This window comes from Streptomyces sp. NPDC001493, from assembly GCF_053597235.1.
In genome coordinates this window covers 43800-62905 of record NZ_JBSFHV010000004.1, presented here as the reverse complement: position 1 = coordinate 62905, position 19106 = coordinate 43800, and the positions used below count along the sequence as shown (strand labels likewise).

Below are 19106 nucleotides of genomic sequence, written 5' to 3'. Positions count from 1 at the left end.
GACAGCAACCCCTCGCGCCCCCGTAGACTTCACCCGTGGCTGGCAGGATCAATGACGACGACGTGAAGGCGGTACGGGACGCGGTCCCGATCGACTCCGTCGTGTCCGAATACCTCCAGCTCAAGAACGCGGGCGGCGGAAACCTCAAGGGACTCTGCCCCTTCCACGACGAGAAGTCCCCCTCCTTCCAGGTCAGTCCCTCCAAGGGCCTGTTCCACTGCTTCGGCTGCCAGGAGGGCGGCGACACCCTCGCGTTCGTGATGAAGATCGACCACCTCACCTTCTCCGAGACGGTCGAGCGCCTCGCCGCGAAGGCGGGCATCACCCTGCGCTACGAGGAGGGCGGCTACAACCCCTCCCACCAGCGCGGCGAACGCATCCGGCTGATCGAGGCCCACCAGGCCGCCGCGAAGTTCTACGTCGAACAGCTCGACGGCCCCGAGGCCGAGATCGGCCGGAAGTTCCTCGCGGAGCGCGGCTTCGACCAGGCCGCCGCCGCCCACTTCGGCGTCGGCTACAGCCCCGCAGGCTGGGACCACCTCACCCGCTACCTGCGCGGCAAGGGCTTCAGCGACAAGGAACTCATCACCTCCGGCCTCTCCCAGGACGGCCGGCGCGGCCCGATCGACCGCTTCCGGGGCCGGCTGATGTGGCCCATCAGCGACACCGCCGGGGAGATCGTCGGCTTCGGCGCGCGCAAGCTCCGCGACGACGACAACGGCCCGAAGTACCTGAACACCCCCGAGACCCCGGTCTACAAGAAGTCGCAGGTCCTCTACGGCATCGACCTCGCCAAGAAGGACATCGCCAAGGCCAGCCGGGCCGTCGTCGTCGAGGGCTACACCGACGTCATGGCCTGCCACCTGGCCGGCGTCACCACCGCCATCGCCACCTGCGGCACCGCCTTCGGCAACGACCACATCAAGATCCTGCGCCGCCTCCTGATGGACAACGGCAGCGCCCGCGTGATCTTCACCTTCGACGGCGACGCGGCCGGCCAGAAGGCCGCCCTGCGCGCCTTCGAGGACGACCAGAAGTTCGCCGCCGAGACCTACATCGCCATCGCGCCCGACAACATGGACCCCTGCGACCTGCGCCTGGTCAAGGGCGACGACGCCGTCCGCGACCTGGTCGAACCCCGCACCCCGCTCTTCGAGTTCGCGCTCCGCCAGATCGTCGCACGCTACGACCTGGAGACCCCGGCCGGCCGCGCCGCCGCCCTGGACGAGGCCGCGCCCGTCGTCGCGAAGATCAAGACGAGCAGCGTCCAGCGCGAGGTGGCCGTCCAGCTCGCCGGGCTCGTCGGCATCCTCGACCAGGAGTACGTCGTCCACCGAGTCCACCAGCTCGCCCAGTGGGCGCGCGGCCGGGGCGGCGACGGCGGACGCCAGGGCAACGGCGGCAAGCAGTCCCGCCCCGGTGGCCGGCACCAGGACGTGACGCCCGTCTCCATCGCGCCCTCCGGCCCCGCGCTCAACCTCCGCAGCCCCGCCCACCGCACCGAACGCGAGCTCCTCAAGCTGGCCCTCCAGAAGCCCGCCCTGGTCTCGCCCGCCTTCGACGCGTACGGCTCCGACGAGTTCACCGCCCCGCCCTACGCGGCGGTCCGCGAGTGCATCGCCGAGGCGGGCGGCGCCGAACAGGGCGTCGCCGAACCCCGCGACTACCTGGCCGCCGTCCTGGAGGCCACCCCGCACGATTCGGTGCGCAAACTCGTCACCGAGCTCGCCGTCGAGGTCTTCCACGGCAAGTCCATCGACGAGACCTACGCGGGCATGCAGCTCGTCCAGGTCCGGCTGCGCGCCGTGGACCGCCGGATCGCCGACGTGAACAGCAGCCTCGCCCGCCTCGGCTCCCAGGTCGCCCCCGACCACCTCGCCGCCGCGCAGAACGAGGTCTGGGTCCTCCAGCAGTACGCCCAGGCGCTCCGCAGCCACGGCGCCGACGCGCTCTGAGCAACCACGGCGCCGACGCGCTCTGCGCAACTCACGGCACCCGCCCCGCTCCGACACCCGACGCGCCCCGGCGCGCACGCGGTGCGGCGGCACCGAAAAAGTCGCCGCACGCCCCTCGTGGCGGCGTTGTGCCGTACGCCACACTGGACGGCGGTGCCTGAGTCATCGGAGCGCGTCGGCCCACCGAGGGCGGACCCCCGACCCCGCGTTCCGGCAGCGATCACCTGGAGGTCGCCCCCGTGCAGACCCGGACCGTGACGAGTACGACGGACCACGCCCCCGCGTACGCCCCCGCGATTCCCCCGCAGAGCAGGGCCGCGCACCATCCGGAGAGCGGAGCCCGGCCGCCCGCGCCCCCCGACGCCGTGCTGGAGGAGCAGGACGACGAGGAGACCGCACCCGCCGCGCCCCCGGGCCGGGCCACCGACCACACCGGGGCCGGATCGGACCTGCTGCGCCAGTACCTCCGCGAGATCGGCCGCGTCCCGCTGCTGACCGCCGCCGAGGAGGTGGAACTGGCCCGCCGCGTCGAAGCCGGGCTCTTCGCCGAGGAACGCCTCGCCACCGGCCCGCGCCCCGACCCCCGGCTCGCCCACGACCTCGACCTGATCACCGTCCTCGGCCGCAACGCCAAACGCCGCCTCATCGAGGCCAACCTCCGGCTCGTCGTCTCCGTCGCCAAACGCTACGTCGGACGCGGCCTCACCATGCTCGACCTGGTGCAGGAGGGGAACGTCGGGCTCATCCGGGCCGTCGAGAAGTTCGACTACACCCGGGGCTACAAGTTCTCCACCTACGCGACCTGGTGGATCCGCCAGGCCATGTCCCGCGCCCTCGCCGACCAGGCCCGTACCATCCGCGTCCCGGTCCACGTCGTGGAGCAGATCAACCGCGTCGTCCGGGTACGCCGCCGGCTGCTCCAGGAACGCGGCTACGAGCCCGCCGCCGAGGAGGTCGGCGCCGAACTCGAACTCAGCGGTGAACGCGTCCGCGAGGTCCTGCGGCTCGCCCAGGAACCCGTCTCCCTGCACACCCCGGTCGGCGAGGAGGACGACGCCTGCCTCGGCGACCTCATCGAGGACGGCGACGCCGCCTCACCCGCCGAGTCGGCGTCCTTCCTGCTGCTGCGCGAACACCTGGAAGCCGTGCTCTCCACCCTCGGCGAACGCGAACGCCGGGTCGTCCGGCTCCGCTACGGCCTCGACGACGGGCGCTCCCGCACCCTGGAGGAGATCGGCACGCTCTTCGGCGTGACCCGCGAACGCATCCGCCAGATCGAGGCCAAGACCCTCGCGCGGCTCCGCGGCCACGCCTACGCCGAACAGCTCCGCGGCTACCTCGACTGACCGCGCCGGGCCCCGCTGGTCCCACGAACGCCGAAGGCGCCCCCGGACGGCCGTGCAGACCGTCCAGGGGCGCCCTCAGCCGCCGTACGACCCTCAGTCGACCTCGGCCAGCGCCTCGGCGAACTGAGCCGCGTACAGCCGCGCGTACGCGCCCTTCGCCGTCAGCAGCTCGTCGTGCGAACCCTGCTCCACGATCGAACCGTTCTCCATCACCAGGATCACGTCGGCGTCCCGGATCGTGGAGAGCCGGTGCGCGATCACGAAACTGGTCCGCCCGTGCGCGAGACGCGCCATCGCCTTCTGGATCAGCACCTCGGTACGGGTGTCCACCGAGCTGGTCGCCTCGTCGAGGACGAGGATCACCGGGTCGGACAGGAACGCCCGCGCGATGGTGATCAGCTGCTTCTCACCCGCGCTGACCCCGGTGCCCTCGTCGTCGATGACCGTGTCGTACCCCTCGGGGAGCGTACGGACGAACCGGTCCGCGTGGGCCGCGCGGGCCGCCTCCTCGATCTCCTCCCGGGTGACCTCGCGCGCCGCGCCGTACGCGATGTTCTCCGCGATCGACCCGCCGAACAGCCAGGTGTCCTGGAGGACCATCCCGATCCCGGACCGCAGCTCGTCGCGCGACATCCGCGCCACGTCCACACCGTCCAGCACGATCCGCCCGCCGGTCACCTCGTAGAACCGCATCAGCAGGTTGACCAGCGTGGTCTTGCCCGCGCCCGTCGGCCCCACGATGGCGACCGTCTGCCCCGGCTCCACGCTCAGCGACAGATCCTCGATGAGCGGCTTCTCCGGGTCGTAGCGGAACGACACGTTCTCCAGCCGCACACTGCCCAGCAGCTCGGCGGGACGCTCCGCGTCCACCGGGTCCGTCTCCTGCTCGTCGGCGTCCAGCAGCTCGAAGACCCGCTCGGCCGACGCGACACCGGACTGCAGCAGGTTCGCCATCGACGCGACCTGCGTCAGCGGCATCGAGAACTGCCGCGAGTACTGGATGAACGCCTGCACGTCACCGATCGACAGCGAACCCGACGCCACCCGCAGCCCGCCGACGACCGCGACCAGCACGTAGTTCAGGTTCGACACGAACATCATCAGCGGCTGCATGATCCCGCTGTTGAACTGCGCCTTGAACCCGGCCTCGTAGAGCGCCTCGTTCTCCTCCGCGAACCGCTCCGCCGACTCGTCCTGGCGCCCGAAGACCTTCACCAGGCTGTGCCCGGTGTACATCTCCTCGATGTGGGCGTTGAGCTTGCCCGTCACCTTCCACTGCTGCACGAAGTGCGGCTGTGAACGCTTGCCCACCCGCGACGCCACGACCACCGACAGCGGCACCGTGACCAGCGCCACCAGCGCCAGCAGCGGCGAGATCCAGAACATCATGACCAGCACGCCGACGATCGTCAGCAGCGAGTTGATCAGCTGCCCCATCGTCTGCTGGAGCGTCTGCGAGATGTTGTCGATGTCGTTCGTCGCCCGGCTCAGCACCTCACCGCGCTGCTTCTGGTCGAAGTACGACAGCGGCAGCCGCGACAGCTTCGTCTGGAGATCCTCGCGGAGCCGGAACACCACCCGGTTGATCATCCGGATCGACAGCCGCGTCGACACCAGCATCAGCAGCCCGGCACCGACGTAGACCGCCAGCACCGCCAGCAGCACATGGCCCACCGCGGTGAAGTCGATGCCCTGCCCCGGAGTGAAGTCCACCCCGGAGAGCAGATCGGCGAGACCGCCGTCGCCCTTGTCCCGCAGCGCCTGGATCGCCTGTGCCTTCGTGGTGCCCTCGGGCATGCTCCGCCCGATGACCCCGCCGAAGATCAGGTCCGTCGCCGCGCCCAGGATCTTCGGCCCGACCACCGACAGACCCACGCTCAGCACACCGGCGCAGAGCATCAGGTACAGCGAGGACTTCTCCGTGCTGAACCGCCCCAGCAACCGCTTGGCCGACCCCTTGAAGTCCGCGGACTTGCTCGCGGGCGCCCCGGCCATCATCCGTCCGCCCGGCCCGGCCATTACGCCGCCTCCGCTTCCGTCAGCTGGGAGAGAACGATCTCCCGGTACGTCTCATTGCCGTCCATCAGCTCGCGATGGGTACCCGTGCCCACGACCAGGCCCTCGTCCAGGACGAGAATCCGGTCGGCCTCACGGATGGTCGACACCCGCTGCGCCACGATCACCACCGTCGCCCCCGCCGTCTCCCGCCCGAGCGCCGCACGCAGCGCCGCGTCGGTCGCGTAGTCGAGCGCCGAGAACGAGTCGTCGAAGAGATAGATCTCCGGCTTGCGCACCAGCGTCCGCGCGATGGCCAGACGCTGCCGCTGACCGCCGGAGACATTGGTGCCGCCCTGTGCGATCGCCGAGTTCAGGCCGTTGTCCAGCCGCTCCACGAACTCCTTGGCCTGCGCCACCTCCAGCGCGTGCCACAGCTCCTCGTCGGTCGCGTCCGGGTTCCCGTACCGCAGGTTCGACGCCACCGTCCCCGAGAAGAGGTACGGCTTCTGCGGGACCAGGCTCACCGTCTTCGCCAGCAGCGCCGGATCCAGGGTCCGCACGTCCGTACCGTCGACGAGGACCTCGCCCTCCGTCACGTCGAACAGCCGCGCCACGAGCCCGAGCAGCGTCGACTTCCCGCTGCCCGTCGACCCGATGATCGCCGTCGTCTCGCCGGGCCGCGCCACCAGGTCCACCGTGCGCAGCACCGGCTCCTCGGCGCCCGGGTAGCGGAACTCCGCACCCCGCAGCTCCAGATGGCCGTGGCGGCGCAGCTCCGTCACCGGGGCGACGGGCGGCACCACGCTGGACTCGGTCTCCAGGACCTCGTCGATACGCTCGGCGCACACCTCGGCGCGCGGCACCATCATGAACATGAAGGTGGCCATCATGACGGACATGACGATCTGCATCAGATAGGACAGGAACGCCGTCAGCGCGCCGATCTGCATCCCGCCGCTGTCGATCCGGTGCGCACCGAACCACACCACCGCGATCGACGACACGTTCACCACCGTCATCACGGTCGGGAACATCAGCGCCATCAGCCGGCCCGTGGAGACCGCCACGTCGGTCAGCTCCGTGTTCGCACCCCGGAACCGCTTCACCTCGTACCCGTCGCGCACGAAGGCGCGGATCACGCGGTTGCCGGTGATCTGCTCGCGCAGCACCCGGTTCACCGTGTCGAGCCGCTTCTGCATCGTGCGGAACAGCGGCCGCATCTTCCGGACGATCAGGCTCACCGCGATCCCCAGCAGCGGCACCACGGCCAGCAGCACGGCGGAGAGCGGCACGTCCTGGCCGAGCGCCATGATGATCCCGCCGACGCACATGATCGGCGCGGACACCATCAGCGTGAAGCTCATCAGGACCAGCATCTGGATCTGCTGGACGTCGTTGGTCGTACGGGTGATCAGCGAGGGCGCCCCGAACCGGGCGACCTCACGGGCCGAGAACGACTGCACCCGGTCGAAGACCGAGGCCCGCAGGTCACGGCCGAGCGAGGAGGCGGTCCGCGCCCCGAAGTAGACGGCGCCGATGTTGCAGACGACCTGGACGACGCTGACGGCGATCATCAGGCCGCCGTACTCCAGGATGTAGCCCGTGTCGCCCTTCACGACACCGTTGTCGATGATGTCGGCGTTCAGGCTGGGCAGGAAGAGCGAGCCGCAGGTCTGCAGGAGCTGGAGGAACACCAGCAGCAGGATCGGCCTTCGGTAGGGGCCCAGGAAGGACCTGAGCAGTTTTATGAGCACGCGTGTCTCTCGGGTCGGCGACGGCAGAGGCCGAACCATCTTGCCGTGCCGCCCTCCGAAGGGACGAACGGATTTCCCCAAGCAGAGGTCAAGAAGCGAACGCGGGGCTCACGGCCGCCGTCAGTCCGTACCGTCCTCCGCGCCCGGCCCGTCGGACGCGAACGCCCCGGGGTGGATCTGGTCGCGCGTCGCCTCGTACTGCTGACGCACCGCCCGCCCCACCGGCAGCTCCTCGCCCGGCTCCAGCACCTGCGCCGCCGCACCCTGCCAGGCCGGGGGAGTGGCCGGGTCGAGCCGGCCCCGCGAGACCCCCAGCGCCCACGCCGCCTGCCGGGCCGCGCCCAGCGCCGCGTACTGCGCGGGCTGCGGCACGACGACCTGCGTACCGAAGAGCGCCGGCGCCATCGCCCGCACGGCGGGCAGCTCGGCCGCCGCGCCCAGCAGGAACACCCGCCGCACGTGCACCCCGCGCCGGCGCAGCACGTCGAGCGCGTCGGCCAGCGAGCAGAGCATCCCCTCGAACGCGGCCCGCGCCAGGTGCTCCGGCTTCATCGACTCGCGCCGCAGCCCGCAGAGCGTGCCCGCCGCGTGCGGCAGCTGCGGGGTCCGCTCACCCTCCAGGTACGGCAGGAGGACGAGCCCCGAGGAGCCGGGCGTCGACTTCAGCGCGAGCGCCGACAGCTCCTCCAGCCCGCCGTCGAGCCCGAGCATCTCGGCGGTCCCGCGCAGCGCCCGCACCGCGTTGGAGGTGTGCACCACCGGCAGGTGCATCCCGGTGGCGTCGGCGAACGAGGTGATCATCCCGCTCGGGTCGGCCAGCGCCTCGTGGTGCACCGCCATCACGGAACCGGAGGCCCCCAGCGACACCACGGCGTCCCCGGCTGCCACCCCGAGCCCGAACGCGGCCGCCATCGTCTCGCCGGTACCGGCGGAGATCAGCAGACCCTCGGGGGTCGTACCGGCCGCGTCGGACGGGCCCAGCACCTCGGGCAGCGCGGCCTGGTGGCCGAGCGCGAGCTCCACGAGGTCGGGCCGGTAGGAAGAGGTGCGCGCCGACCAGTACCCCGTACCGGAAGCGCCGCCCCGGTCGGTGGTCCGCCGCGCGGGACGGCCCAGCAACTGCCACACCAGCCAGTCGTGCGGCTGGAGCACGGAGGCCACCCGCTGCGCGTTCTCCGGCTCGGTACGCGCCAGCCACCGCAGCTTCGCCACCGGCTGCGAAGCCTGCGGCACCGCCCCGACCGCCTCGGCCCAGGCCTGCCGTCCGCCGAGCCCGTCGACCAGATCCGCCGCGGCCACCTGCGCCCGCCGGTCGTTGCCCACCAGCGCGGGACGGACGGGCGTGCCCTGCCGGTCCAGCGCCACCAGCCCGTGCTGCTGCGCGGCGACCCCGATCGCCTCGACGTTTTCGAGCAGCCCGTCGGCGGCCGCCTCACCGAGGGAGAGGAGCCACGCCTGCGGATCGACCTCCGCGGCCTTCGGTTCGACCGGATGTGCGGCGTACCCCTGCCGCAGCACGGCACCCGTGTCCGTGTCGCAGACGACGATGTGCGTGAAGGCGGCGGAACTGTCCAAGCCGGCGACTATGCCCATGTACGGATTCTGCCGCATCGCGTGGGCTTTCCCGCAACCGCCTCAGGCCCCCGCGGTGTGCGGGGGCCTGAGGCGCTCGGGCCGGGTGGTGCGGGGCGGGTCAGGTGTTGGTGGTGCCCCAGTCGTCCTCGACGCCGTTGTGCCCGGCGCGCTCCCGGAGCGACCGCACCCGGTCGGCCACCGAGGCGGGCACCCGGCCTTCGACCTTCTCGCCGACCTTCTCGCTCACCGAGTGGTACGCCTTCCCCGCGTACTCCCGGCCGCTCTGCGCGGCGGACTCCACGGTGTTGCGCACGGCGGGGTTCTCGGCGACCTGGCGGGCGGACTTCTTCAGCTGCTCGTAGCGCTCCCGGCCGGCCCGCGTGCCGAGCACGTAGCCGAGAGCGAGGCCGGCGATGAACGTGAGCCGGTACCGCATGGCAGTCACCCTTCGTTCTGCGTTCTCTGCGTGAGGCGTTCTCTGCGTGGGACGTTCACTGCCTGGGACGTCCCCTGCGCGGGACGCGTTCCCTGCGTGGGACGTCTGCTCCCCGCCTACCCGGAGGCACCCGAGATCACCCCGGGACGTACCGATTGGCGAAGCACCCCCCTGCTTGCGCTAATGTATGTGTCGCAGCGAACGCGCGCCGCTCGGCAGTAGCCAGGCAGGTACGATTTCGAGGCAACGCAGCAATCCCCTGTAGCTCAATTGGCAGAGCAGCCGGCTGTTAACCGGCAGGTTACTGGTTCGAGTCCAGTCGGGGGAGCGCGGTCCCCTGTAGCTCAATTGGCAGAGCATTCGGCTGTTAACCGGAGGGTTACTGGTTCGAGTCCAGTCGGGGGAGCCAACGAAAGAGGACCCTTCGGGGTCCTCTTTCGCGTTGTGGTCCGCTTCGGCTCCGGGCTGTGGATCTCCGCACTGTGGGCCTCGTCACTCCCCGGCCGCCCGGAGCCCCTCCGCGGCCTCACCCGTGACACGTTCGGGTCGCTTTCCGGCCGTCCGGAACCGGGCAGCACGCAGCGCAGTCCTCATGATCAAGCGATGTGGACCAGCCGGAGCGAGAGATCGTATGACCGGCTATGCTGCGGCAGACGGCGCGCACACTTGTACGCGCCACGCCGAAACGGGGCGGTAGCTCAGCCGGTTAGAGCAGCGGACTCATAATCCGTCGGCCGTGGGTTCGAGTCCCACCCGCCCCACCGAGCATCCCCAGGCAGAATCGTTCTGACCTGGGGATTCGTGTTTTCCGGGGCTTTTTCGTGCGGCAGCCGGCCGCGCGCCGTGCGGTATGCCGCAGCGTGGGCGCATCTCGGAATGCGTCCGGCCGGGTCTTTGGGGCGGTTGCCTGAGACGGCACCGTGGCGCGCTCCCGCGACGGTGTGTCATGTCCGTTAAGCAGCCACGGGCTTCTTCTTGGCGCTCTTGTTCGTTGCCTTGGGCGCGAGCTGGGCGATGCGCTGGTGCGTGACGCCGAGCATGCGACCGGCCTCGGCCTGGGTAAGTCCGAGGCCGACGAGTGTCTTCGCTGCTCGTGTCATCGCCACACGGCGGCGCTTCTCCGCCTCCTGTACGGCGGCGTCGGCTTCTTCGGCCTCCCGCACGACCTCGAACATCGCCGGGTCCGCCGGGACGAGGTCGACGGTGTAGGCGGCCGGATCGTCCTCGATGTCCAGGACGAGACTGACCAGATCCCGCGCGTTCTCGTGAGCCTCGGTCCAGGTGAGCCCCTGTGTGACGTTCTGTTCTCCCTCTGGAAGGCCGTCGACGCTCACGACCCAGAAGCGTCCCTGACGCTCTGCTGTTGCCTTGTGCGTGGTCATTCAGTGCGCCCCTTTTTCGCTCGGTTCGGTGATGTTGAGAGGGCTGGCCCGGACGGCCGAGGGGGCTTACGCTCCCTCGGCCGTCCGGATGATCGATTCGGCTGTGCCCTCCGCGATCTCGGAGTGCCGGGGGACATGGACTTTGACGGCGCCGATCTTGTACGTCTCGTGCCGCCCGCGCCCGCTGCCTTCCGGCCCCGTGAAGTCAACCTCCTTCTCAGCTGCTATCTGCTTCAGCCGTTTCATGAGGTCTCTGCGCTTCACGCGAGTGATTCTAGTTTAGCTTGAGCTTGGACTCAAGTGAGATTTGAGTTCGAGTTCGCGCCCCTCCTGAGGCCTCGGAGGGGCAGAGGCCACAGGAGGGATCGGGGAGTGGCCGGTCATCGAGGAGCCGGGAGGCGGACTCGCGCACATCCGCTGGGAGCCCCGCTACCCGGGTCCGGCCGCCCGGCGGCGGCCCGCGTCGATCACGGTTCCGCCGGAAGTGCCGCCGAAGGCGGAGCCCTCGATGCGACCCTTCCGGGTGCCCGAGCCTCCGTGGCGCGAGTGCATGTCATCATCTGAAGACATCACTTGATGACGATCTCGGGAGAGCCTGCCGATGAATGCCCCTCACACAACCGCCGACCTTCGGCAACGGGCCCTGGTCCCGGTGCTGGTGTTCATCGGCACGGTGGTCGCGGTGATCAGCAGCCTCGGGGCTCCGCTGGTGCCGACCATCGCCGAGGTGGACCACGTGTCCCTGTCCGACGCCCAGTGGTCGCTCACGGTCACCCTGCTCGTCGGCTCCATAGCCACCCCCGTGATGGGACGCATGGGCGACGGCCCCCACCGGCGGCGGGTGGTGCTGGGAGCCCTCGTGATGGTGGTGGCCGGCAGCGTGCTGGCCGCGCTCCCTCTCGGCTTCGGCTTCCTGGTCACCGGGCGCGGGATGCAGGGAGTGGGCCTCGGTCTCGTCCCGCTGGCCATCGCCACCGCGCGCGACGCCCTGCCGGGAGAGCGGTCGCGCTCCGCGGTGGCGATGCTCTCCATTACCACCGTGGCCGGCGTCGGCCTCGGCTATCCGCTCACCGGGCTGATCACCCAGACCATCGGTGTCCACGCCGCCTTCTGGTTCGGCGCCCTCATCAGCGGCCTCGCCCTGCTGGCCGCCGCCCTGGTCGTACCGCAGGCGGGCGGACGGGAGAAGCGGCCCCTGGACGCCCCCGGCGCGGCACTGCTCGCCGTCGGCCTGGCCTCACTGCTGCTCGCGCTGAGCGAGGGCGAGGTCTGGGGCTGGACCTCGGCCCGGGTGCTGGGCCTGGTGCTCTTCGCGCTGCTGCTCCTGGCCGGCTGGGGCTTCCACGAACTGCGGACCGCCCACCCGCTGGTGGACCTGCGGACGCTGCGCAACCGATCGGTGCTGACCGCGAACGTCGCCGGTCTCATCGCGGGTGTGGCGATGTACATGATGATGTCGCTGATCACACGCTTCGCTCAGACCCCGGCCTCCACCGGCTACGGATTCGGCACGTCGGTGCTGGTGACCGGGCTGGTGCTGCTGCCCTTCTCGGCCGCCAGCGTGGCCTCCAGCAAGCTGGTGCCGCTGCTGGTCCGGCGGACGTCCACGGCGGCGGTGCTGCCGATCGGCTGCGGGATCTCCCTGGTGTCGATGGTGCTGTTCCTGTGCGCCCGGGGCAGCCTGTGGGAGCTCTTCGTGGTCATGGGCGTCGCCGGACTCGGCGTCGGCTGCACCTTCGCCGTGATGCCCGGACTGATCGTCAGCACCGTGCCCGCGCACGAGACCGGCAGCGCCATCAGCTTCAACCAGGTGGTGCGCACCATCGGCTACACGACCGGCAGCGTCGTCAGCGCGGTCGTCCTGGAGGCGCACACCGCCCCGGGCCGGGTTCTGCCGACGGACAGCGGCTACCAGGCCGCCGCCTGGCTGGGCTGCGCGATCTGGGTGGTCGCCGGGATCGTTACGATCGTCCTGCCCGGACGGGCCGGGGCAGGGAAGTCCGGGGCAACCGCCGGGACCGTGGACGAGGAACTGCTGATGGAAGAGAGCATTGCGGACGCCGAGGGCGCCGAGGACAGCGTGACCGCGGTACCGGGCGGACCCGTCCGGTGAGCGAGGGCAGACGGCGGGACGCCGCCCGCAGTCGCCAGTTGCTGCTGGAGGCGGCTGCCGGGCTGTTCGCCGAACGTGGCTTCGACCGCAGTACCACGCGGGAGATCGGTGAGCGTGCCGGTGTGGATCCGGCCTTGATCGCCCGTTACTTCGGGGGCAAGGCGCAGCTCTACCTCGCGGTCCTCGACCTGGACCGTACGGGGGCCCGGCCGGCCGACCTGCTGGAACCCGAGCGCAACCGCGGGCTGGTGAGCGGTGTGGATCTTCGCGGTCCGGGGCCGATCTTCCGTTCGGCGGTCGACCCGTTGAAGGAGCCGAACGTCCGGGACGCCGCCCTGGAGCAACTTCAGTGGCGTCTGGTGGAGCCGTTGTGCGAGCGGTTCACCCGCGAGGGTCGGGACCGGCCCCGGTTGCGGGCGGAGCTGGCGGTGGCGGCGTTCGTGGGCATCGTGCTGTGCCGCCACGGCGGCACCCTGGGAGAACTCGCCGGGGCCGAACTGGACGAACTCGTCCCCCTGGTGCTGGACATGCTCGGCCAGGGCTCTTGAGCCTCCGGCCCGGTCGTCCGCGAGCCCGGACCACGACGCCGCGGAGGGCCACATGGGCGTAGTCCTGGCCTGCGTACTCATCCTGCCCGCGGTGATCCTCCTGGGGTGGATCGCGTCCTGGTGGGGAACCCGGCGCCTGCGGTGGATCGGGCTGTCCGTCGCGGCCGGGGCCTCCGTGGTCTGCGCCCTCATCGGGCGGGACGCCATGGGCCCACGGACGGACCCGCACGCCCTCGGCTGCTCCTCGGCCCTGGAGTGCACGGACCTGCGCCCGGTCTTCGTCATCGCGTCCGGGCTGCTCGGGTTCGTGTCCTGCCTGGCGCTGGTGGTCCTGACGCTCGTGGTCGAGTCCGTCGTGCGCGTTCGGAGGAAGGAGCCGGGCTGACCCGGACGGACGGACACCCCGCCGACCGCCCCGCTCGCCCTGCCCCCGCTCGCCGTGCTCGCCGTCGCGGAGCGGCGCCGCCACGCAGGCCGGCCGGGTTCACCCGCCCCGGCCCGCGCCGAGGAAGGCGAGCAGGCTGACCGCCGCCGGGCGCGCGTCGCCGACGGCGGCCCGGTGCAGGTCCCGTACGGTCCGCACCACGGCCCGGGTCACCACGTCGACGCCGGCCTTGCGCTCGAACCAGTGCCAGTCGCCGTGCGCGTTCATCTCCAGGAAGACCGGCTCGCCGCCGTCCCGGTCCCGGAGGAAGTCGAACGCCCCGAAGACGGCACCGGTCTCCCGGGCGATGGCGCGTGCCGCCGACTCCACGGCGGCCGGGGGCCGGACCTGACGTACCACCACCTCGTCCGGGCGGGTCCAGATGTCCTCGGGGTGCTCCTTGGTCACCTCGAAGGCGTGCAGCTCGTCCCCGGCGAGGTAGACCCGGTACTCGGCGTCGTGCTCGACGTACTCCTGGAGCATCACCGGTGTGCTCCGGGGCAGGCCGGGCAGGCCGGCGAGCCGGTCCCGGTCGAGGACCCGCGGCAGGTACCAGTCGAGCCGGCCGGGCTCCGGTTCCACGTAATGCCGGTCGAGGACCTTGAGCACGTACCGCTCGGCCGGGAGCAGACCGGCCGCGTCCGCCGGGTCGGTGGTGACCAGCCCGCGCGGGATGCGTACACCGAGCGCCAGGGCCCGGGCCCGCTGCACCAACTGCCCCGGATCGGCGGCGCCGATGCTTGCGGGGGAGGCGGCGGCCAGTTGCTGGGCCAGCGCGGTCCACGCGTCCCGGTACACCATCCGCCCGCCGGCCGGACCGGCCGGCGGCCCGTCCGGCGCGGCCCGCAGGGAAAAGTGGCGCAGCCAGGTCACCGTCGGGGCGAACCGGTGCCCGTCCAGGGTCAGTACACCGTCCGGCCCGTGTACGACCCGGACCTCCGCCAGGCCGTCCGCGTCGAGCCGGTGCACGGACACCCCGACGCGGCGCAGCAGGGCGGACGCCTCGGTCGCCTCCCCGTCGTCCCGTCTGGTCAGCAGCAGGACGCACCGCTCAGCCATGGGTCGGGGCCAGCAGCGACTCCGCCATCTCCAGGAGCCGCAGGGCTTTGTCGGAACGGTTGCTCGGCTCGGCGGCGCGCAGCCGGGTGAGCAGTTCGAGCCCGATGGCGGCCTGGTCGGCGAGCAGCCCGAGGAGTTCGACGTCCGCCATCTCCCTCGTGCCGCCGGCGCCCCGGTCCAGCACTTCCAGCACGCCCACGCATTCGTCGTCGCCGAACAGCGGTGCGGCCATGATGCTGTCGGGCACGTACCCGGTGGAAGCGGCGGCCTCGCCCGAGAAGTGCCGCGACTCGCGCAGGTCGTCGATGAGCATCGACTGGCCCGACGAGGCGACCCAGCCCGCGATGCCGGTCCCCGCCGGGAAACGCGTACCGACGAGTTGGCCGTCGCCCTCACCGGCCACGGCCTCGAAGACCAGGTCACCGGTCTCCGGATCGATGAGGAAGATCGAGGAGGCCGCGGCGCCGAAGGCGTGGCGGGCGACTTCCACGATGGACTGCAGCAGGCGGCGCTCCACGGGCGTCGCGGCGTCAACGGGTTTCGTCATGCGCACCTCCAAGTCGACCGGTGGTGTTCCCGGCGCAGAGGAACAGCACCGTCTTGAGCTGGAACGGCGTGAGCCAGGGGTGCTTGCCGAGGATCAGCGCGCACAGGCCCGAGACGTGCGGTGCGGCGAAGCTGTTGCCGGTGGAGCGGATGGTGCCACCGCCGGGCCACGCCACGGGGACGCGCACACCGCGTGCGTGGAACTCCACGGGCGGCGCGGGGTTGTAGTAGTACGTCATCGGATCGTCCTCGTCGTGGCTCGCGACGGAGATCACCGAGGAGAACGACCAGGGATAGCTGGGCACCGGCCGGTTGTGCGCGGAGACGACGAGCGCGCACCGGCGGAAGTAGGCCCGGTCGGCGAGCTCGTGGAGCTGCGCGGTCAGGTCCGGCCGGGTCGTCGCCAGGCTCAGGTTGATGACGTCGAAGTTCTGTTCGACGGCCCAGGAGAGCCCGGCGACGAGCGCCGGGCCGCTGCCCGTCTTGCCGTCGGTCAGCACCTGGACGGACGAGAGGGAGACCCCCGGCGCGAGGGACCGGATCACCCCGGCGCAGGCGGTGCCGTGTCCGGCGCGGTCGGTGGGCTCGCACGGCACCATCTCCACCTCGCCGTCCTCGGCCGTGACGGCCGTCATGGCGAGGTCGACCGGGCCGACCATCGGGTGGCCGCCCTCGATCCCGCTGTCCACGACGCACACCCGGACCCCGGAACCGTCGGATCCGCCCCACGCCCACTCCGGGGAGACCGATTCCAAGGGGACGGACGCGAACCTCTCACGGGCCTGATCCCTCGTCACGCCCCAGGCGGGCACGCCCGGCGTGTAGGGCCGCGCGGGCCGTCTCCAGGGTGGCTCGCTCATCGGTCCTCTCCCGGTCCGCCCGCTCTCCACGCCCGTACCGTCCGGGCGGGGAGCACGGCCTCCTTCGCCGTCAGGGCGTCCAGCGCCCGCCCGGCGGCCTGCCGGGCGCGCTCCGCTTCACCGGCGGCGTCCAGTACCCGGGCCGCCTCGAACCAGACGTCACCGATGAGACAGGGGTCGTCGGTGCCGTCCAGGGTGGCCGTCGCCCGCTCGGCGTCCCCGACCGCGTCCCCGTAAGCCCCGGCCCGCGCCCCGACCCGCGCCCGCAGCGCCAGCCGGACGGCCCGGGTACGGGTCTCCTCCGGCCGGTCCGCGGGCGGCTCCGCGAGCTCGGCCGCGTCCGGACCGAAGCCGTCCCCGGCGCAGAACCGCTCCCGGGCCGCGTACAGGCGCAAGGTGGCCGCCGTCCGGGTCTGCCCCAGAGCGGCGAGTCCGTCCGCCGCAGCCGTGTAGTGGCCGGCGGCCGTCGGGTGCGCCCCGGCGAGGGACTCGACGAACCCCGCCGTCTGGCCGGCCGCGAGCGTCCCGAGGGCCAGTGCCAGGTCGTCGCAGTGCCTGCGGACCAGCGCGATGTCCTCGCGGGCCGCGTCCACCCGGTCCGACAGGGCCAGGTGCCGGGCCCTGGTGAGCAGGACCGGCACGAGCAGGCTCCGGTCGCCGTCGAACCGCCGGACCAGCTCCTCGCAGAGACCGATGGCCTGGGTGAGCGGGGTCGGCGACCACTGCGTCAGCTCACAGATCGACGCGAGGATGCGGTTCCCCTCGTAGGTGTCGCCGAGCCCGCGCGCCCGGGAGAGCGCGTCACGCATCGAGCCCTCCGCCGCACCGACCCGGCCCTCGGCGAAGCTCCGCAGCGAGAACAGCTGGTGCAGCCTGCACCAGCTCAGGTCGTCCGCCGGGCCGGGCACGGCATGTCCGGCACCCGGGGCGTACGGGGCGCCGGCGGCCTCCGCGCCGCCCGAGCGCAGAGCGATCAGCTGCCGCAGGATGGCACAGGTGTCCCGGGTCGGGGCGTCGTCCCCGTTCCTGCGCTCCGCCTCCGCGACGGCCTGCCGGGCGCTGTCCCAACGGCCCAGCGCGGCATACGTGTCGGTGATGCGGGCGGCGAGCACCCGGTGCTGGGGGTCGCCGTCCGGCGTGAGACCGCGCCCGCGTTCCATCAGCGAGACGGCTGCGGGCAGGTCCCGGCGGTGCAGCGCCCGGTACCCGGTGGCCACCAGGGCGCGGGCCGCGCGCCCGGTCAGCGCGGGCAGCCCGGGATCGCCCGGATCGGCCTCGGACAGCAGGCGGCACGCGGACTCCAGGCGGTGGGCGAGGTCGCTCTCCGCGGCCGGGCCCGGCGGGCGGGCTTCGAGCCGGTCCGCGAGCACGGTGTGCCAGGCCGCGCGCCGGGCCTTGGAGGTCATCTCGTACAACGTGTCCCGGGCCAGTGCGCGGGTGAACCGGTACGTGCCGGGCGGGCCGGACAGCTGGATCACCCGGGAGTGCAGCAGCCTGGCCAGGGCGTCGTCGAGGACCCCGCCCGCCGGCGCCGGCCCGTCCGCGGCGAGTGCGCGCACGTCCTCGACGGTGAACGACCCGCCCACCACCGCCGCTCGTTCCAGCACGGCCCGGTCGGTGGCCGGCAGCCGGTCCAGCCAGGCCGTCAACAGGACCCGGATCGACGTCGGAACGCCCTGGCCCACGGCCCGGTGGCCGGCCGGGTTCTCCAGGAGCAGTTCGGCGAAGAGCGGGTTGCCGTCGCACTCCCGCACGATCCGGGCCAGATCGTCCTCGGTGGCGACCGCCTCCTGCGCGGCGACCTCCGCCCGGTCCGCGAGCAGTCCCACCAGCCGCTCGGTCTGCGCGGGCGGCAGCGCGTCGAGACGCAGGGCGAGGTCCCCGTCCGGCACCGCGCCCGTCTCGGCGCGCGCCACGCGGATGACCAGCAGAGGGGTGTCCCTGGCGCCCGTGCCGAAATCGGCGACCATGTCGGAGAGGGTCGGCTGCGCCCACTGGAAGTCCTCCAGGACCAGGATCACCGGGGCAGAGCGGCCCAGGGCCTCCAGGAGCCGCCGGAACGCCCACCCGATCTCGTCGACGCTCACCGGGAGCCCGCTCTCGGTACGGATGCCCAGGGCGACGGCGAGGGCGGTGACGGCGCGGTCCGCGCTCGGGCGCAGCGTCTCCAGCGCCCCTCGCGCTTCCTCCCAGCCGCCGGGCAGCGACCACACCGCCTCGGCCAGCGGGCGGTGGGCGAGTCCGGCACCGTACGCCTGGCAGCCCGCTCTCAGGATGACGGCGTCCTCCCCGGCGCGGCCCAGGAACTCCCGTACCAGGCGCGACTTGCCGATGCCCGGGGGGCCGGCGACCGTGACGAGGAGGCTGCGGCGCTCGCCCCGTATCTCCGCGAACTCATCGAGCAGAAGCCGTAGTTCACCGTCGCGTCCGACAAGCGGGACCAGGTCCTCCCGGCTCGCCGCGTCGAGGAGGGACAACACCCGCCGGGCGGCGACCGGTTCGCGCTTGCCCCTCACCCGCAGCGGGGCGACGGCCTCCATGCGGACCCGGCCGCCGACCAGGCGGGCCGTCTCCTCGCCGACGAGGATCTCGTGCGGCCCGGCGTGCGACTGGAGGCGGGCGGCGGTGTGCACGACGTCCCCGACCACCCTGGCCGCGCCGCCGAGAACCCCCGCCACCACGGCCTCGCCCGAAGCGATCCCGCAGTGGGTGTCCAGCGGCACCCCCGCACCGGGCCCTCCGGCGCCGGTCCCGATGGCCGTCACGGCCTCCCGGACGGCGCACGCCGCCCGGACCGCGTGCAGCGCGTCGTCCTCATGGGTGACGAAGGCCCCGAAGACGGCCATCACGGCGTCGCCGATGAACTTCTCGACCACGCCCCCGTGTTCGGTGACCGCCGTCGTGCAGGCCCGGTAGTACCGGTCCATCGTGCGCCGCAGCGCTTCGGGGTCCAGGGTCTCGGCGAGCACCGTCGAGCCGACGAGGTCGACGAAGAGCGCCGTGACGATCCTGCGACTGTCCGACGAAGGCGCCCCCACGACGACCGGTGTGCCGCACTCCGGGCAGAACCGGGCTCCGTCCGGCACCGCGGCACGGCAACCGCCGCACCG

General features: G+C 72.1%; 15 protein-coding genes and 3 tRNA genes. 8 read left to right on the top strand and 10 right to left on the bottom strand.

The window, feature by feature from the left end; genetic code table 11:
- Positions 1-35: 35 nt before the first annotated feature.
- The gene (dnaG, locus tag ACWCWD_RS08005; protein ID WP_450771098.1) at positions 36-1955 is read left to right on the top strand and encodes a DNA primase; all 1920 of its coding nucleotides are present in this window, start codon (positions 36-38) and stop codon (positions 1953-1955) included.
- A gap of 239 nt (positions 1956-2194) precedes the next feature.
- Positions 2195-3301: an RNA polymerase sigma factor gene (locus tag ACWCWD_RS08000; RefSeq protein ID WP_450771096.1), complete on the top strand. Its 1107-nt coding sequence runs from the start codon at positions 2195-2197 to the stop codon at positions 3299-3301.
- 93 nt (positions 3302-3394) lie between these two features.
- Here the strand turns inward: ACWCWD_RS08000 and ACWCWD_RS07995 are convergent, their stop codons facing one another.
- From ACWCWD_RS07995 to ACWCWD_RS07980, 4 genes are all read right to left on the bottom strand, one after another.
- Positions 3395-5320 carry an ABC transporter ATP-binding protein gene (locus ACWCWD_RS07995; protein ID WP_450771095.1) on the bottom strand — a complete coding sequence of 642 codons (1926 nt, stop codon included), beginning with the start codon at positions 5318-5320 and terminating at the stop codon, positions 3395-3397.
- Positions 5320-7053 carry an ABC transporter ATP-binding protein gene (locus ACWCWD_RS07990; RefSeq protein ID WP_450771093.1) on the bottom strand — a complete coding sequence of 578 codons (1734 nt, stop codon included), beginning with the start codon at positions 7051-7053 and terminating at the stop codon, positions 5320-5322. Before ACWCWD_RS07990 ends, ACWCWD_RS07995 begins: the two co-directional genes overlap by 1 nt.
- Before the next feature lie 120 nt (positions 7054-7173).
- Positions 7174-8646, bottom strand: coding sequence for an FGGY family carbohydrate kinase (locus tag ACWCWD_RS07985; RefSeq protein WP_450771091.1), 1473 nt, complete (start codon positions 8644-8646; stop codon positions 7174-7176).
- 100 nt (positions 8647-8746) lie between these two features.
- On the bottom strand, positions 8747-9064 hold the full coding sequence (locus ACWCWD_RS07980) for a YtxH domain-containing protein (RefSeq protein WP_266704007.1): 318 nt from the start codon (positions 9062-9064) through the stop codon (positions 8747-8749).
- A 255-nt stretch (positions 9065-9319) separates the two neighbouring features.
- On the opposite strand from ACWCWD_RS07980, the gene ACWCWD_RS07975 reads away from it, so the two are divergent.
- The 3 genes from ACWCWD_RS07975 to ACWCWD_RS07965 all read left to right on the top strand — a co-directional run bounded on the left by ACWCWD_RS07975 (position 9320) and on the right by ACWCWD_RS07965 (position 9825).
- Positions 9320-9392: transfer RNA gene (locus tag ACWCWD_RS07975), tRNA-Asn, on the top strand.
- 5 nt (positions 9393-9397) lie between these two features.
- Positions 9398-9473, top strand: a tRNA-Asn gene (locus ACWCWD_RS07970).
- Positions 9474-9751: 278 nt separating this feature from the next.
- Positions 9752-9825, top strand: a tRNA-Ile gene (locus ACWCWD_RS07965).
- Between the two features lie 192 nt (positions 9826-10017).
- Here ACWCWD_RS07965 and ACWCWD_RS07960 read toward each other — a convergent pair.
- Both ACWCWD_RS07960 and ACWCWD_RS07955 read right to left on the bottom strand, forming a co-directional pair.
- On the bottom strand, positions 10018-10446 hold the full coding sequence (locus ACWCWD_RS07960; RefSeq protein WP_450771089.1) for a type II toxin-antitoxin system HicB family antitoxin: 429 nt from the start codon (positions 10444-10446) through the stop codon (positions 10018-10020).
- Between the two features lie 66 nt (positions 10447-10512).
- Complete coding sequence (locus ACWCWD_RS07955) at positions 10513-10710, bottom strand: hypothetical protein (protein WP_450771088.1); 198 nt, start codon at positions 10708-10710, stop codon at positions 10513-10515.
- A 337-nt stretch (positions 10711-11047) separates the two neighbouring features.
- On the opposite strand from ACWCWD_RS07955, the gene ACWCWD_RS07950 reads away from it, so the two are divergent.
- Genes ACWCWD_RS07950 through ACWCWD_RS07940 form a run of 3 tightly spaced genes read left to right on the top strand, consistent with a single transcriptional unit; the run spans position 11048 to position 13492 of the window.
- On the top strand, positions 11048-12559 hold the full coding sequence (locus tag ACWCWD_RS07950; protein WP_450771086.1) for an MFS transporter: 1512 nt from the start codon (positions 11048-11050) through the stop codon (positions 12557-12559).
- On the top strand, positions 12556-13107 hold the full coding sequence (locus ACWCWD_RS07945) for a TetR family transcriptional regulator (RefSeq protein ID WP_450771085.1): 552 nt from the start codon (positions 12556-12558) through the stop codon (positions 13105-13107). The genes ACWCWD_RS07950 and ACWCWD_RS07945 overlap by 4 nt, the downstream gene beginning before the upstream one ends.
- A gap of 52 nt (positions 13108-13159) precedes the next feature.
- A complete protein-coding gene (locus tag ACWCWD_RS07940; protein ID WP_450771084.1) occupies positions 13160-13492 on the top strand; it encodes a hypothetical protein in 333 nt (110 codons plus the stop codon).
- A gap of 99 nt (positions 13493-13591) precedes the next feature.
- Here the strand turns inward: ACWCWD_RS07940 and ACWCWD_RS07935 are convergent, their stop codons facing one another.
- From ACWCWD_RS07935 to ACWCWD_RS07920, 4 genes are read right to left on the bottom strand one after another with little or no spacing between them, the layout of a single operon-like run.
- Positions 13592-14590 (bottom strand): ATP-grasp domain-containing protein, encoded by a 999-nt coding sequence (locus ACWCWD_RS07935; protein WP_450771082.1) that lies wholly within the window; start codon positions 14588-14590, stop codon positions 13592-13594.
- Positions 14583-15107 carry a GAF domain-containing protein gene (locus ACWCWD_RS07930; RefSeq protein ID WP_390963322.1) on the bottom strand — a complete coding sequence of 175 codons (525 nt, stop codon included), beginning with the start codon at positions 15105-15107 and terminating at the stop codon, positions 14583-14585. The genes ACWCWD_RS07935 and ACWCWD_RS07930 overlap by 8 nt, the downstream gene beginning before the upstream one ends.
- Positions 15108-15120: 13 nt before the next feature.
- Positions 15121-15996 (bottom strand): S8 family peptidase, encoded by an 876-nt coding sequence (locus tag ACWCWD_RS07925; RefSeq protein WP_450771080.1) that lies wholly within the window; start codon positions 15994-15996, stop codon positions 15121-15123.
- A complete protein-coding gene (locus tag ACWCWD_RS07920; protein ID WP_450771079.1) occupies positions 15993-19082 on the bottom strand; it encodes an AAA family ATPase in 3090 nt (1029 codons plus the stop codon). Before ACWCWD_RS07920 ends, ACWCWD_RS07925 begins: the two co-directional genes overlap by 4 nt.
- Between the last annotated feature and the right edge of the window lie 24 nt (positions 19083-19106).

What these genes read in the sequence shown, in the direction of transcription:
- ACWCWD_RS07995 (WP_450771095.1), bottom strand. Translation starts at nt 5,320, where the DNA reads ATGGCCGGGCCGGGCGGACGGATGATGGCCGGGGCGCCCGCGAGCAAG.
- ACWCWD_RS07985 (WP_450771091.1), bottom strand. Translation starts at nt 8,646, where the DNA reads ATGGGCATAGTCGCCGGCTTGGACAGTTCCGCCGCCTTCACGCACATC.
- ACWCWD_RS07980 (WP_266704007.1), bottom strand. Translation starts at nt 9,064, where the DNA reads ATGCGGTACCGGCTCACGTTCATCGCCGGCCTCGCTCTCGGCTACGTG.
- ACWCWD_RS07960 (WP_450771089.1), bottom strand. Translation starts at nt 10,446, where the DNA reads ATGACCACGCACAAGGCAACAGCAGAGCGTCAGGGACGCTTCTGGGTC.
- ACWCWD_RS07950 (WP_450771086.1), top strand. Translation starts at nt 11,048, where the DNA reads ATGAATGCCCCTCACACAACCGCCGACCTTCGGCAACGGGCCCTGGTC.
- ACWCWD_RS07940 (WP_450771084.1), top strand. Translation starts at nt 13,160, where the DNA reads ATGGGCGTAGTCCTGGCCTGCGTACTCATCCTGCCCGCGGTGATCCTC.
- ACWCWD_RS07935 (WP_450771082.1), bottom strand. Translation starts at nt 14,590, where the DNA reads ATGGCTGAGCGGTGCGTCCTGCTGCTGACCAGACGGGACGACGGGGAG.
- ACWCWD_RS07925 (WP_450771080.1), bottom strand. Translation starts at nt 15,996, where the DNA reads ATGAGCGAGCCACCCTGGAGACGGCCCGCGCGGCCCTACACGCCGGGC.